General features: G+C 32.5%; 14 protein-coding genes. All 14 read left to right on the forward strand.

From position 1 onward, the window contains the following. The first annotated feature begins 183 nt into the window (after nucleotides 1–183). The 14 genes from ACHRVL_RS17155 to ACHRVL_RS17220 all read left to right on the forward strand — a co-directional run bounded on the left by ACHRVL_RS17155 (nucleotide 184) and on the right by ACHRVL_RS17220 (nucleotide 13,021). Nucleotides 184–1,602 (forward strand): TolC family protein, encoded by a 1,419-nt coding sequence (locus tag ACHRVL_RS17155; RefSeq protein WP_395414703.1) that lies wholly within the window; start codon nucleotides 184–186, stop codon nucleotides 1,600–1,602. Between the two features lie 251 nt (nucleotides 1,603–1,853). After that, entirely contained in the window at nucleotides 1,854–2,309 is a 456-nt protein-coding gene (locus tag ACHRVL_RS17160) for a hypothetical protein (protein ID WP_395414704.1), read from the forward strand. Between the two features lie 229 nt (nucleotides 2,310–2,538). Further along, nucleotides 2,539–3,144: a Crp/Fnr family transcriptional regulator gene (locus ACHRVL_RS17165; protein WP_395414705.1), complete on the forward strand. Its 606-nt coding sequence runs from the start codon at nucleotides 2,539–2,541 to the stop codon at nucleotides 3,142–3,144. Between the two features lie 71 nt (nucleotides 3,145–3,215). Next, nucleotides 3,216–3,947 (forward strand): GNAT family N-acetyltransferase, encoded by a 732-nt coding sequence (locus ACHRVL_RS17170; RefSeq protein WP_395414706.1) that lies wholly within the window; start codon nucleotides 3,216–3,218, stop codon nucleotides 3,945–3,947. Between the two features lie 313 nt (nucleotides 3,948–4,260). After that, complete coding sequence (locus ACHRVL_RS17175) at nucleotides 4,261–4,641, forward strand: DoxX family protein (RefSeq protein WP_089054043.1); 381 nt, start codon at nucleotides 4,261–4,263, stop codon at nucleotides 4,639–4,641. Between the two features lie 9 nt (nucleotides 4,642–4,650). Beyond that, nucleotides 4,651–4,863, forward strand: a complete 213-nt coding sequence (locus tag ACHRVL_RS17180) for a hypothetical protein (RefSeq protein ID WP_395414707.1) — start codon at nucleotides 4,651–4,653, stop codon at nucleotides 4,861–4,863. A 77-nt stretch (nucleotides 4,864–4,940) separates the two neighbouring features. Beyond that, nucleotides 4,941–5,312, forward strand: a complete 372-nt coding sequence (locus ACHRVL_RS17185) for a VOC family protein (protein WP_395414708.1) — start codon at nucleotides 4,941–4,943, stop codon at nucleotides 5,310–5,312. A gap of 20 nt (nucleotides 5,313–5,332) precedes the next feature. Next, nucleotides 5,333–5,842 (forward strand): DinB family protein, encoded by a 510-nt coding sequence (locus ACHRVL_RS17190; protein ID WP_395414709.1) that lies wholly within the window; start codon nucleotides 5,333–5,335, stop codon nucleotides 5,840–5,842. 19 nt (nucleotides 5,843–5,861) lie between these two features. After that, complete coding sequence (locus tag ACHRVL_RS17195; RefSeq protein ID WP_395414710.1) at nucleotides 5,862–6,326, forward strand: DUF1440 domain-containing protein; 465 nt, start codon at nucleotides 5,862–5,864, stop codon at nucleotides 6,324–6,326. Nucleotides 6,327–6,944: 618 nt separating this feature from the next. Beyond that, the gene (locus tag ACHRVL_RS17200; protein ID WP_395414711.1) at nucleotides 6,945–9,215 is read left to right on the forward strand and encodes a glycosyltransferase; all 2,271 of its coding nucleotides are present in this window, start codon (nucleotides 6,945–6,947) and stop codon (nucleotides 9,213–9,215) included. 244 nt (nucleotides 9,216–9,459) lie between these two features. After that, the gene (locus ACHRVL_RS17205; RefSeq protein WP_395414712.1) at nucleotides 9,460–10,218 is read left to right on the forward strand and encodes an MlaE family ABC transporter permease; all 759 of its coding nucleotides are present in this window, start codon (nucleotides 9,460–9,462) and stop codon (nucleotides 10,216–10,218) included. Nucleotide 10,219: 1 nt separating this feature from the next. Next, on the forward strand, nucleotides 10,220–10,999 hold the full coding sequence (locus tag ACHRVL_RS17210) for an ABC transporter ATP-binding protein (protein WP_395414713.1): 780 nt from the start codon (nucleotides 10,220–10,222) through the stop codon (nucleotides 10,997–10,999). 14 nt (nucleotides 11,000–11,013) lie between these two features. Then, nucleotides 11,014–11,781 carry an MlaD family protein gene (locus ACHRVL_RS17215; RefSeq protein ID WP_395414714.1) on the forward strand — a complete coding sequence of 256 codons (768 nt, stop codon included), beginning with the start codon at nucleotides 11,014–11,016 and terminating at the stop codon, nucleotides 11,779–11,781. Between the two features lie 40 nt (nucleotides 11,782–11,821). Then, the gene (locus ACHRVL_RS17220; RefSeq protein ID WP_395414715.1) at nucleotides 11,822–13,021 is read left to right on the forward strand and encodes an NAD(P)/FAD-dependent oxidoreductase; all 1,200 of its coding nucleotides are present in this window, start codon (nucleotides 11,822–11,824) and stop codon (nucleotides 13,019–13,021) included. Nucleotides 13,022–13,105: the final 84 nt, after the last annotated feature.

Raw genomic sequence — 13,105 nt, forward strand, 5'->3', positions numbered from 1 at the left:
TTTAACACATAGAAACATAGATTTTTGTCTCGAAAAAAGAAAGTAAAAGAAACTAGTTTCCACACATAGCTAAACTATGTTCATTTAAACAAGTGAAACGCCTTTTTTAAATCCTCAAAAAACTTTGTTTCTATGTGTTTAAAAAACTAAACCCAAAGGATAAAAAATTAATAAAAAGACTAAATGAAAAATCATATAACCAAAATCGTGATGATCGCCATTTTGATCACCACTTTAATATCCTGTAAAGTTTCTAAGGATATTGAAACTCCAAAAGATGCATTTCCTGAGAATTTCAGGAATGCATCGGTTTCAAACGATACAAGCAGTATTGCCGATGTGGAGTGGAAAAACTTCTTTACCGAAAAAGATATTATCAAATTGATCGACAGCGCCGTTGCGAGAAACAACGATTTGCAGATGGCCGAAAAGAACATTGAAATTGCACATTACCGTTTTTCCCAATCAAAATGGGGGAATGTACCGCAGGTTAATCTACTCGTAAACGCAAGTACCAGCAATCCATCTGACAATAGTTTTACAGGTAAGAACTTAGGTCAAGCATTAGGTCAAAATCATATTGATGACTTTTCTGCAGGAGCTTCACTTTCGTGGGAAGCAGATATCTGGGGAAAAATCAGAAATCAGAAAAAAGGTGCTTACGCAGAATATTTACAATCTGCAGAAGTTAAGAAAGCATTACAAACAAATATTGTAGCCAATGTTTCGAGAGGATATTATAATCTTTTGATGCTGGATGCTCAATTGGATATTGCCAGACAAAATCTTCGTTTAAATGATAGTACAACGAATATTATCAAATTAAAATACGATGCTGGTCAAGTAACTACTTTAGCGATTCAACAATCGGAAGCACAGAAATTAAATTCAGCGCAATTGATTCCGTTATTGGAACAGAATATTTCGATTCAGGAAAATGCATTAAGCGTATTAACAGGTTCTTTCCCGAATTCTAAAGAAAGAACAACTAGTTTAAGTACAATTGAGGTAAAACACAATACAGCTGTTGGAATTCCATCTGCCTTAGTAAGCAGAAGACCTGATGTAAAAAGCGCCGAATTGGCTTTAAAAGCAGCTAATGCAAACGTAGGAATCACAAAAGCGGATTTATATCCCGCTTTAAGAATCACGGCTCAAGGCGGTGTAAACTCTTTTGAAGCCAGCAACTGGTTCAACATTCCTGCTTCATTATTTGGAACTGTCGCTGGAGGTTTAACACAACCGCTTTTGAACAACAAAAAAGTGAGAACACAATATAATATCGCTGTAGCAGAAAGAGAAAAAGCGGTTTTAGCTTTTAGACAATCGGTTTTGGTTGCTGTAAGCGAAGTTTCGGATGCTTTGGTTAAAGTAGAGAAATTACAACAACAGGAAACTTTCTTAAAAGAAAAAGTAAAAACATTACAGCAAGCGATTAAAAATGCTAACCTACTATTCAAAAACGGTATGGCAGAATATCTTGAAGTTTTAACAGCGCAGGCCAATTTATTACAAAGCGAACTAGAATTAGCCGATTTAAAAAGACAACAACTTACAGCCAATACAGATTTGTATCGCGCTCTTGGCGGAGGCTGGAAATAATACCCGTTAATTATTTATTTTTTGAGATGAAAACGCTGTGAGACCTTTGGGTTTCATGGCGTTTTTTTAGTTTTACTGCTAAAGTACTAAGAAACAACATTTTTTATGGTTGCCACGAATTTCACAAATTTCCACTAATTTTTTATTTAAATATTTATAAAAATAATTCGCGAAAATTTGTGAAATTCGTGGCAACAAACTTTTTGACTTAATGCCTTTGGCAAAACAAATATTTAAATAAATCAAAACCCATGAAGAAAATTACATGCCTTGCTCTTTTAGCTTTACTATTTACAAATTGCAAACAAAACAATTCGAATGAAGAATTAAAACCAGTAACAAAACCTGCAGACACAGTTGCAGTTGTAAAAGAAGAAAAAAAGGCAGAGGAAAAAGAAGATTGTAAAGACATCGAAGTAGAAATGGGATCTGGAAGAGAATGTATTCTAAAAAATACAGATCTTGATAAAGTATATCAAAACATTATTAAAAATAAAGAAGTAGAAGAATCAGAATACTTTTTAAGTGCCATTCCAGCCGAAAGTAAATCTGTTGAAATAAATAAAAATGGGTTAATCTCTATGGATTATCAAATCACTAAAGATAAAGTAGCTATTTCTATGAATTATGAAGGCGGTGTAACAGAAGTAACGCTCGAAAAAATAAATAATACAGTAAAAAGAAGCATTTATCATTATGCCGATTAAACTCTAAAACGTTACAAATAACTTCTGATTAAACCGCTAAAAGCTTTTAAGTTTCTGGCGGTTTTTTATTTGCTGTAAAGTCATCGAGGCACCATTTTTTTTATGTTTGACACAAATTGCACTAATTTTTACTAATTTCTTTTTTACTCTAAAAATAATTCGAGAAAATTAGTGAAATTCGCGACAGTAAACTGTATCTCTTAGCATCTTGACTGCAAAACGATTAACTATGACTTTCAATAAAGAAATATACCTCAACAATCTAAAGCTAGCTTTTGAAAGCTACTCTCCTATTTCTGAAAGATCGTGGAAATTAATTGAGAACATTACAGAATTTCAAACGCTTAAAAAAGGAGAAACGTTAGTGCAAAATGGAGAAATTGCTAAAAATCTTCATTTTGTGGCAAAAGGTATTCTAAGAGCTTTTATTACTGACCAACTGGGAAATTTCTATAATAAAAATCTATTTATGGAAAACTCTTTTGCAGGTTCAAAAGTTTCATTGATGCTGCAATCACCCTCAGATTTTACTATTGAAGCTTTAGAAGACAGCATTATCATCAACCTTAATTACAAAAAATACATTTTGTTACTTAATGAAAAGGAAGATCTCAAAAACTTTTATATCGCTCATTTAGAAAAAAACTGGATTATTGATAAAGAACAAAGAGAAGTGGCGCTGGTAATGCAAAACGCAACCGAAAGATATCTCAAACTTTTAGAGAAACATCCAAGTATCGCCGAACGCGTGCCTTTGTTACATATTGCATCACATTTGGGAATTACGCCAACGCAGTTAAGCAGAATTAGAAAAAGTATGGAAAAAGATTTGTAAATCAACATATGTAAAGGTTTTTCGGGAAAGCTAATTTTATCTTTGTTTCAGATTTAAATTCGATATTCAAAATGAAAAATACAACCCTCATAAAAGACAATATTGACAACCTAACAACGCTTTGGAGAACTGTTGCCACTCCTCTTCTTTCCTATCATAAAAACGATCCTTTTGAATTCATTCAAATAGAAAACTCCGGCTGGCCAAACCGCTTATGGTTTCGAGAAGATATTACCGAAGAAAATCTTCCGCAGATTATGGAAATAATGAGAGAAAATCCCAAATTAGTTATTCCATATTGGAATATTTTCGGAAGTAATTCAAATGAAATCTTTGAAAAGAACAGATTTTCTATTCGAATTCAATTGATGGCTATGGCTTTGAAACTGGGCGAAAAAATCCCATTTCAAAACAATCTGACATTTAAAAGAGTTTTAAATGAAGAAGATGCCAAAACCTGGTCTGATATTTATCCGTTGTCTTTTAGTTATGTAATCAGTAAAGAAACATTGGTTCATAATTACGAAAATGCAGCGTTTTATCTGGTTCATTTTGAAGAAAAACCAATTGGAACACTTACACTTTTTCAAACCGAAAAAACAATGGGAATTCATGGTGTCGGCGTTATTCCAGAAATGCGCAAAAAAGGTTTTGCCGAAGAAATCATGAAATTTGCTATCAATAAAGCAATTGATGCTGATTGTGAATATGCACAATTACAAGCTTCAGCTTTAGGAAAAGGCATTTATACAAGATTGGGTTTTGAGGATTTATTTTTGATTACAAATTACCAGCTTACGTAAATTTTAAATTCCAATTTTTCGCATTTATATCATGTTAAGCATAGTGAAGCAGTCAACACAATCTTGTCATCCCGAGGAACGAGGGATCTTCGTTAGGAGCTCCACAAAGATTGTCGATTCTAATTGCAGAGTTTCTCGCGAAGATCCCTCGTTCCTCGGGATGACAAACTATATGGTAAAGCCAACTAACAACTAACAATTAACTAATCTTGTCGTAAATGCCCCTAAAATAGTCGTAAATGTGTATTTTATCAGAAATATAAGATCATTACATTTGTAATACATTAACTAATAACTATTTAAAAAATACCACATGAAAAAAGCAAAAATTATTTTTTGGGTTACGACAATTATTATTTTTTTATTCGAAGGCGTTATGCCGGCATTAACTTCTCAAACTGAATTAGCTAAAGAAGGAATCAGACATTTAGGATATCCAGAGTATTTTGGAAGTGCATTAGTCATTTTCAAAATCTTGGGTGTTTTGGTTTTAGTGATTCCATCAGTTCCTAAAAATGTAAAAGAATGGGCTTATGCCGGATTTGGTTTCGATTTTATATTCGCTTCAATCAGCCATTTTGCAGTTGACGGAATTGGCTTTCAAGGTTTCTTTCCATTAATCTTTTTAGTGATTTTAGCTGTTTCTTATACCTATTATCATAAAATTGAGCGTTATAAAAATATCGCATTATAAAATTTGTAAATGATGATAGAAGTTTTCAAAACAAATGTTCAAGAAGTTGAGCAATCAGTAATGATTGTAGGAAAGCTTCTTGAGCATTTTCCTAACAGCGCTATCAATTTTGATCTTGAAGATTGCGATAAAATTTTGCGAGTTAACGATTCTAAAATTTTAAACCACAAAATAATAGAGCTCGTAAACTCATATGGTTTTCATTGCGAAGTGCTTCATTAAATCATAATCAATTGAATTACAAAATAATACAATAAAAATTTGTAATTTTAAAATCCAAAATTTTAAAATACCGCAAAATGAATATTCCGGCAGAACATCAAACCATAATGCCCTATTTAATTTTACCGGGCGCATCAAAATTTATTGATTTTACGAAAACCGTTTTTGGAGCAACAGAAACAAATACTAAGGCACTACGCGAAGATGGAACCATTATGCATGCCGAAATTACTTTAAACGGAAGTACCATAATGATTACCGATGAAGTTACTGAATGGCCCAAACAAACTGCAAATTTGTTTGTTTATGTTCCTAATGCTGATGAAACTTATAAAAAGGCGTTAGAAAATGGAGCAGCTTCATTAATGGGTTTAAGCAATCAAGATTATGGGAGAACGTGCGGTGTAACTGATCCGTTCGGGAATACTTGGTGGATTACATCAGTATAATTACTTTAAGATTAATTATTATGAAAGCAGCAGTCAAACAAAATATAGTTCAAACGTTTCATGATCTAAACGAAGTCTTTTCGTCATTCTCTGAAAATGAAGTAAATAAAACTCCATACGAAGGAAGTTGGACAGCAGGACAATCCGTACAGCATATTATATTGGCCGGCTCTGGTTATCCTGAACTTTTTGCAGGAAAAACGGAGAAGACAACTCGAAATCCCGAAGAAAAAGTCAAGGATATTGAAGCTCTTTTTTTAAACTTCGACATAAAAATGGATGCTCCAATATTTTTACAGCCCGAAAAAAAAGAATACCATAAAAAAGTGCTAACGGAGAAACTTCATAAAATTGAATTCGATTTATTAGATTCGGCTGAAAAATATGATTTAACTTTAACTTGTCTTGATTTTCAAGTTCCAGGTTTTGACAAATTCACGATTTACGAGTGGATTAATTTTGTACTCATTCATACAAAGCGTCACACAAATCAATTAAACAAAATTTTAAAATCAATAAAGAAACTTTAACTCATATAAAATTTATGCTATGAAATCAAAATCGAGAACTGTTTTATCTTCGGGCTTATTGGCAGGAACTTTAGATATTCTGGCTGCAATTTTAATTTATGCTGTAGTACTGCACAAAACAACAGCCGAAAAAATTTTACAATCAATTGCCAGTGGTATTTTTAAACAAGAAGCTTACATTGGCGGATCTCAAATGGCATTATACGGTTTACTTCTTCATTATTTCATTGCCTTTTCTTTTGCTTATTTTTTCTTTAAAATCTATCCTTATTTTCCTTTTCTACAAAAAAACTTCTTGTTTTCTGGTATTTTGTATGGCATATTTGTTTGGATTGTGATGAATCTTATTGTGCTTCCTATTACATTCCCTAAACTTCCATCGAAACAGTTTGATTTTCCTTTATTGCTTTCCATATTAATTTTGATATTTTGCATTGGCATTCCGATAGCATTTATAACGAAAAAGCATTACACTTATCGCTAATTTTTCAATTCTAAAATTTAAAACTAGAAAACTGACTATCAAAAACTTACATTAAAAAAGAATTATCAAAATTTTAGCTTTTCATTTCAAAAAAGAATCATACTTTTATTAAAACTAAAATAAAATGTTCTGTTGATTAAAAAAAACAACAAGAAACTTCTATTTGATACGCAATTTACTTTCACCGGTTCAATTGTATTCTGTAAAGAAAAACATAGACTTGATTACTAATTTTATATAGATTGTTTGAAGAATACTCAAACCTCTAATTAGCTTAAAAACTAATCTCTAATTATTAAACTATTCTTCTATTTTTCTTTATTACCATTTCTGTTGACTAACGCCTGATTGATCAGACGGCAACAAAAACAAAAACTAAGTCTAATAAGCCTGCATTGCATTATTTGGGCAAAATGCTCTTTCGAAATTAATTTCGAAACTAACAACACCAATTACTTAACCTCTAGATTGCTTCGTGAAAAACACGCATGCAGACTATGTTATTTTCTGTGTTAGGAGAATTGTTTTTGACAACTCCTAAAATATTGCCGCTACTAAAATTAAAATGGATTCACTAATCCTGAAAAGACTTATTAACTAAACTTAAACAGAACTCCCATGAAGACGATATCAAATAAATCAAAAATAGTTTTTCTCTCGACTTTTCCACCCACGCAATGCGGAATCGCAACTTATACTCAAGATACTATCAAAGGCATTACCGATGTTTTTGGCAAATCTATTACCTGCGAAATTTGCGAATTGGTCGATAAACCCAACACAACCCCAACACAAGCTTTTACCTTAAACACAAAAAATAAAGATGATTATGCTAAAGCTGCCAACGAAATCAATAAAGATGAAAAAATAAAGCTTGTTCATATTCAACATGAATTTGGTTTATTCGGCGGTCAATATGGAGACCATTTATTAGATTTTTTAAATACAATTAAAAAACCCGTAACCTTTACTTTCCATAGTGTTATTCCAAATCCGAATGACGAATTAAGAACTTTTGTAAAATTACTTCTAAGCTACAGTAAGTCCGTTTTTGTAATGACAAATCAGTCCAAAGAAATTCTGATCAGAGAATATGATATTTCCAAAGGCATGATAACAACTGTACCACACGGCACTCATATTGTAATCTATGAAACTCCCTATCAAGCTAAAGCAAAATATGATATTCAAGACAGATTAGTATTATCAACTTTTGGATTACTTGGTGAAGGAAAAAATATTGAAACTGGTTTACAGGCTTTGGCAAAAATCATTAAAAAAGAGCCAAATGTACTTTACCTGATAATTGGAAAAACGCATCCAAATTTAATTAAAGATGGTGTTGATGCCTACCGAAATAAACTTGAAGCGCTTGTTGAAGATTTGAACTTAAAAGATAATGTTCGTTTTATAAATAAGTATTTAGATACTGATGAGCTTTTAGATTATTTAAAAGCTACTGATATTTATTTGTTTACTTCAAAAGATCCAAACCAAGCGGTAAGCGGCACTTTTTCATACGCAATGAGTTGTGCCTGCCCAATGGTAGCTTCAAAAATTCCGCATACGAGAGAAGTTCTAACTTCAGATTGCGGCGTTTTGGTCGATATTGGAAATGTTGATCAGTTTGCCGAATCAACTCTTAAATTAATTTCGGATGAAAATCTAAGACACGAAATGGGAATCAATGCCTTTAGAAAAACCAGAGCCTCATCTTGGGAAAATACGGCAATAATTCACATAAACACTTACAAAAAACTAATTGAAAAACCGGCAGCAATTAAGTACAGTTATCCTAAAATACAATTAAAACATATTAAAAAATTAACAACAGACCTAGGTATCATACAGTTTAGTAAAATTTCTATTCCTGATCTAGAATCTGGGTATACTTTAGATGATAATTCTCGCGCCCTAATTGCATTTTGTATGCATTATAAATTAACACAGGATAAAAGCGATCTTCCTTACATTTTGATTTATTTAGATTTTATCGAAAGATGTCAAAAACCAAAAGGAAATTTTATTAATTATGTCGATCAGGATTACCGAGATCATATCGAACAAAATGCCGAAGTTAATTTAGAAGATTCAAATGCAAGAGCTATTTGGGCTTTAGGAACTGTTATTTCTAATGCTGCAATACTTCCTGAGAGTATTTCAAAAAAAGCCGAAAAATGCTTGCTGCATGCATTAAAATATGCAGAAAACATTACATCTCCAAGATCAATAGGTTTTGCCACAAAAGGACTGTATTTATACCATAATGCAGTTCCAAACTTATATGTAGCTGCCATTATACATAAACTGAACTCAAAACTACTGGCCAATTATGAAAACACAGCCACTGATGAATGGAAATGGTTTGAAAATTATTTGACCTATGCTAATGGGATTCTGCCAGAATCGATGTTGTATGCTTATCTAATAACCAATAAGCCTGTTTATAAAAAAGCTGCAATGGATTCATTGGATTTTTTAATATCAAAAATGTTTGTCAACAAGAATTTTAAAGTAATTTCAAATCAAGGATGGTATCAAAAAGGCTCAGATCCAAAACATTTTGGAGAACAGCCTATTGATGTTTCTTATACCATACAAACTTTAAATGCATTTTACAATGCGTTTAAGTTTCCAGAATATAAACATAAAATGAAAACCGCTTTTAATTGGTTTTTAGGTAAAAATCACTTAAACCAAATTATGTATAATCCGGTAAGCGGCGGTGGTTACGACGGTCTTGAAAAAGAAAATGTAAACTTAAATCAAGGTGCAGAATCTACCATATGCTATTTAACCGCAAGATTATTAATGGAAAATTTTGCACAATCGCAATCTAAAGTAATTCCGTTACTAAAATCCAGAACTTGGTATGCTATAAACTCTTAGTAAAACTAACCAATATTTTATTAAACCCTGAAAATCCCTTTTTAAACAAAAGGGATTTTTTGTTATATCACATTCGGCAAGATTTTATTTAATCAACTCACAATGAAAATTATATAAACTTCAGAAAGAGTTGTGTAAATAATTTTAACAATTATCAGGGTAACTTTCCTAAATAATTACAAAAGCAGAAAAAACTGTTAAAATATTGATTTTAAATTCTAACGCAACTTTAAAACTAAACATTTTGATTCTCAGCCTAAAAAATACATTTAGAGAAATTGGAGAGGCAGCTTTGTTTGCAAAGAAGTTTTTTAAAGAGGTTATAATTCCTCCTTATGAGACCAAAGAGTTCTTGAAACAATGTTATGTTATTGGTTACAAATCATTGCCTTTGGTAGCGATCACAGGTTTTATTATGGGTTTAGTACTCACTTTACAATCTCGTCCAACGTTAGTAAAATTTGGAGCCGAAAGCTGGCTTCCAGGAATGGTGGCACTTTCCTTAATTAGAGAAATTGCACCCGTTATTACTGCTTTGATTTGTGCTGGAAAAATTTCCTCTGGAATTGGTGCTGAATTAGGTTCTATGAAAGTTACAGAACAAATTGACGCTATGGAAGTTTCGGCTATTAATCCGTACAACTATTTAGTCGTAACTAGAATTTTAGCCTGTACTTTAATGGTGCCTGTATTAGTCTTTTTTGCTGATGCGATTGGAATTATTGGAGGTTATTTTGGAATAAACATTCATGGTGACGTCAATTTTTACAGATACCTAACACAGATCATACAGTCTTTGGAATTTTTAGATCTGATTCCTGCCACAATTAAAACTTTCTTCTTTGGCTTTTTTATTGGAATGATTGGGTGTTTTAAAGGATTTAATGCCGCAAACGGAACCGAAAGCGTGGGGAAAGCTGCAAATTCTGCAGTTGTAACAGCTTCTTTAACCATATTTATTATTGATATGCTCGCAGTACAGATAACTGATTTATTTTTTTAAGATGATTAAAGAAAAAGAAAATATAGAACCACAGTCAAAAAACAGAAAGCAAAACGTAATAATCGCTATAAAGGATTTACATAAAACTTTTGGCGAAGATAACGAGGTCTTAAAAGGTATCAATTTGAACTTGCATAAAGGTGAAGATTTGGTAATTCTAGGGCGATCAGGCTCAGGAAAATCGGTAACTATAAAATGTATCGTTGGATTGATCGCTCCAGACAAAGGCGAAATAACGGTTTTTGATGAAAATATACTGGAACTCAAAAAAAATGAACTTAACAAAATAAGAGCTCGAATTGGTTTTCTGTTTCAAAGCGGTGCTTTGTATGATTCGATGTCAGTGCGGGAAAATCTTGTTTTTACTTTAAGCAAACATAAAAGAGATCTATCGCCAGAAGAGATTGAAAATGAAGTTATGGAAGCTCTGGAAAATGTGGGTTTAAGTGATGCTGTAGATAAAATGCCATCTGCACTTTCTGGCGGAATGAGAAAGAGAATTGGTTTAGCAAGAACTCTGATTTTAAAACCCGAAATCATATTGTATGATGAACCTACAACTGGATTAGATACAATTACTTCTAGAGAAATCAGCGAATTGATTCTTGAAATTAAAAAGAAACAAAAAACATCGGCTATAATAATTACGCACGATATGGCTTGTGCAAAAATGACGGCAGATCGAATTATAGTGCTGAAAGATGGAGTAATTCATGCCGAAGGAACGTATGACGAATTAGAAAAAGACGAAGACAAATGGGTTCGTTCCTTTTTTAAATAAAAACTTTAGAAATCATGGAGAAACAATCTGGATATACTTGGAAATTAGGAATGTTTGTAACAGTTGGTTTGTTACTTTTTATAACCGCAATTTATTTTATTGGAAAACAAAAAAATCTGTTTGGTTCAACATTTCACCTTACCTCAAAATTTAAAACGGTCAGCGGTTTAGAAGTTGGAAATAATGTCCGCTTTTCAGGCATTAACATTGGTACGGTTGAAGAAATCAGGCTAATTAATGATTCCTCAGTTGTAGTGTCAATGGTTATAAAAGAGGAAGTACGAGAGTTTATAAAAACCGATGCTCGCGCCGGTATTGGTTCTGATGGATTAATGGGCGATAAAGTACTGACTATTTCTCCCGGCACTAAATCACAAAAAATTATTGAAAACAATGGTGCAATAGCTTCTATTGACGGTATAGAAATGAACGACATTATGAAAAGCGTTAAAAAAAGCGTTGATAATGTAGGCGTCATTTCTGAAGAGTTAGCGATTTTCAGCCATAGTATGAATAACGGAAACGGTGCTTTGGCAAGGCTGGTACGTGATGATAAAATGGCAAACAGCGTTTCGAATACACTTTCTAATTTAGAAACAGGAACAAAAGGTTTTAGTGATAATATGGAGGCTGCAAAAAGCAATTTCCTATTTAGAGGTTACTTCAAGAAAAAAGAGAAGGAAAAGGAGAAAAAGCAAGAACAAAAACAGGAGAAAGCAACGAAAGCTAAAGAAGAAAAACAGGAAAAACAAAAAGAAGAAAATGCTAAGAAAGAGTCTTAAAAAAAACTCGATTCAAACGGTAAAACAATAAATCTAAAAAATGAAATTACGCTCTACAGAAACTTTCTGGCCTTTGAAAAATGCCATGAATATTAGTTATCCTTCAATCAACTCTGATATCAATACTGAAATTCTTATTATTGGAAGCGGAATAACTGGGGCTTTAATGGCATATAAATTAATTTCTCAGGGAAAAAAAATAGTCCTTGCTGATCGTCGTGATGTTTGTAACGGAAGCACAGCAGCTAGTACAGCTTTACTTCAATATGAAGTTGATGTGCCTTTACATGAATTAATAAAACTTAGAGGTGAAAAATGCGCTGTAGACACTTACAACAATGGAAAAAAAGCGATTTTTGATCTTCGAACAATAATTGATACTATTAAAAGCGACTGCGGTTTTGAATTTAAAAAGAGTGTTTATTTTACCTCATTCAAAAAAGATATTCCATTTTTAAAAAACGAATTTAAAGTTCGTAAACAATTCGGTTTTGATGTGAGCTGGCTCAACAAGCAGGATTTAGAAAAAATAGGATTAAATGCTCTTGCTGCTTTAGAATCGAAAACGGCTGCAGTTATTGATCCTTTTAAACTGGCTGGTGACTTACTTTATTATTGTCAGCAAAATGGTATGCAGGTTTTTGATCGAACCAACATCATCAGTATTAGTAATCAAAAAGGAAGATGTATTGCTCAAACAGAGAATAAATATACCATTACAGCAGATCACGTTATACATTGTACAGGTTACGAAAGTACCGAAACTTTAAATGAGAAAATAGTCGACTTAAAAAGCACTTATGCTATTGCATCTGAATCTATCGAAGAGATTCCGCTTTGCTTAAAAAATGCCATACTGTGGGATACAGCAAATCCGTACTTTTACTATCGTGCTACTTCAGACAATCGAATTATAATGGGCGGAGGCGACGAAGAATTTAAAGATCCTAAAAAAAGAGATAATCTGCTGCCTAAAAAAGAACAGCTTTTGCTAAAGCAATTTCAAAAAAAGTTCCCGAACTCAAACTTTAAATTAGATTATTCTTGGGCAGGAACTTTTGGAGAAACCAAAGATGGTCTTCCGTATTTTGGGAAACCAAACGCGAAAAAAAACGAGCATTATATCTTAGGTTTCGGAGGAAACGGAATTACTTTCAGCGTAATGGGAATGAATTCTGTTTTAGACTCGATCAATAACAAAAAAAATCAGGATTTAGAGTATTATAGATTTGGACGTTAAAAAAACTGTTTGCAACAGTTTTTTTTAGGTACAAAGATGCAAAGTAACAAAGTTTTATGTCATCGCTCCTTTGTACCCTTGTAC

It is taken from the genome of Flavobacterium sp. FlaQc-28 (assembly GCF_044007415.1).
Taxonomy (GTDB): domain Bacteria; phylum Bacteroidota; class Bacteroidia; order Flavobacteriales; family Flavobacteriaceae; genus Flavobacterium.

Bases quoted from the DNA above. Each gene is read 5' to 3' on its own strand.
- ACHRVL_RS17155 (WP_395414703.1), top strand. From the start codon at position 184: ATGAAAAATCATATAACCAAAATCGTGATGATCGCCATTTTGATCACC.
- ACHRVL_RS17160 (WP_395414704.1), top strand. From the start codon at position 1,854: ATGAAGAAAATTACATGCCTTGCTCTTTTAGCTTTACTATTTACAAAT.
- ACHRVL_RS17165 (WP_395414705.1), top strand. From the start codon at position 2,539: ATGACTTTCAATAAAGAAATATACCTCAACAATCTAAAGCTAGCTTTT.
- ACHRVL_RS17170 (WP_395414706.1), top strand. From the start codon at position 3,216: ATGAAAAATACAACCCTCATAAAAGACAATATTGACAACCTAACAACG.
- ACHRVL_RS17175 (WP_089054043.1), top strand. From the start codon at position 4,261: ATGAAAAAAGCAAAAATTATTTTTTGGGTTACGACAATTATTATTTTT.
- ACHRVL_RS17180 (WP_395414707.1), top strand. From the start codon at position 4,651: ATGATGATAGAAGTTTTCAAAACAAATGTTCAAGAAGTTGAGCAATCA.
- ACHRVL_RS17185 (WP_395414708.1), top strand. From the start codon at position 4,941: ATGAATATTCCGGCAGAACATCAAACCATAATGCCCTATTTAATTTTA.
- ACHRVL_RS17190 (WP_395414709.1), top strand. From the start codon at position 5,333: ATGAAAGCAGCAGTCAAACAAAATATAGTTCAAACGTTTCATGATCTA.
- ACHRVL_RS17195 (WP_395414710.1), top strand. From the start codon at position 5,862: ATGAAATCAAAATCGAGAACTGTTTTATCTTCGGGCTTATTGGCAGGA.
- ACHRVL_RS17200 (WP_395414711.1), top strand. From the start codon at position 6,945: ATGAAGACGATATCAAATAAATCAAAAATAGTTTTTCTCTCGACTTTT.
- ACHRVL_RS17210 (WP_395414713.1), top strand. From the start codon at position 10,220: ATGATTAAAGAAAAAGAAAATATAGAACCACAGTCAAAAAACAGAAAG.
- ACHRVL_RS17215 (WP_395414714.1), top strand. From the start codon at position 11,014: ATGGAGAAACAATCTGGATATACTTGGAAATTAGGAATGTTTGTAACA.
- ACHRVL_RS17220 (WP_395414715.1), top strand. From the start codon at position 11,822: ATGAAATTACGCTCTACAGAAACTTTCTGGCCTTTGAAAAATGCCATG.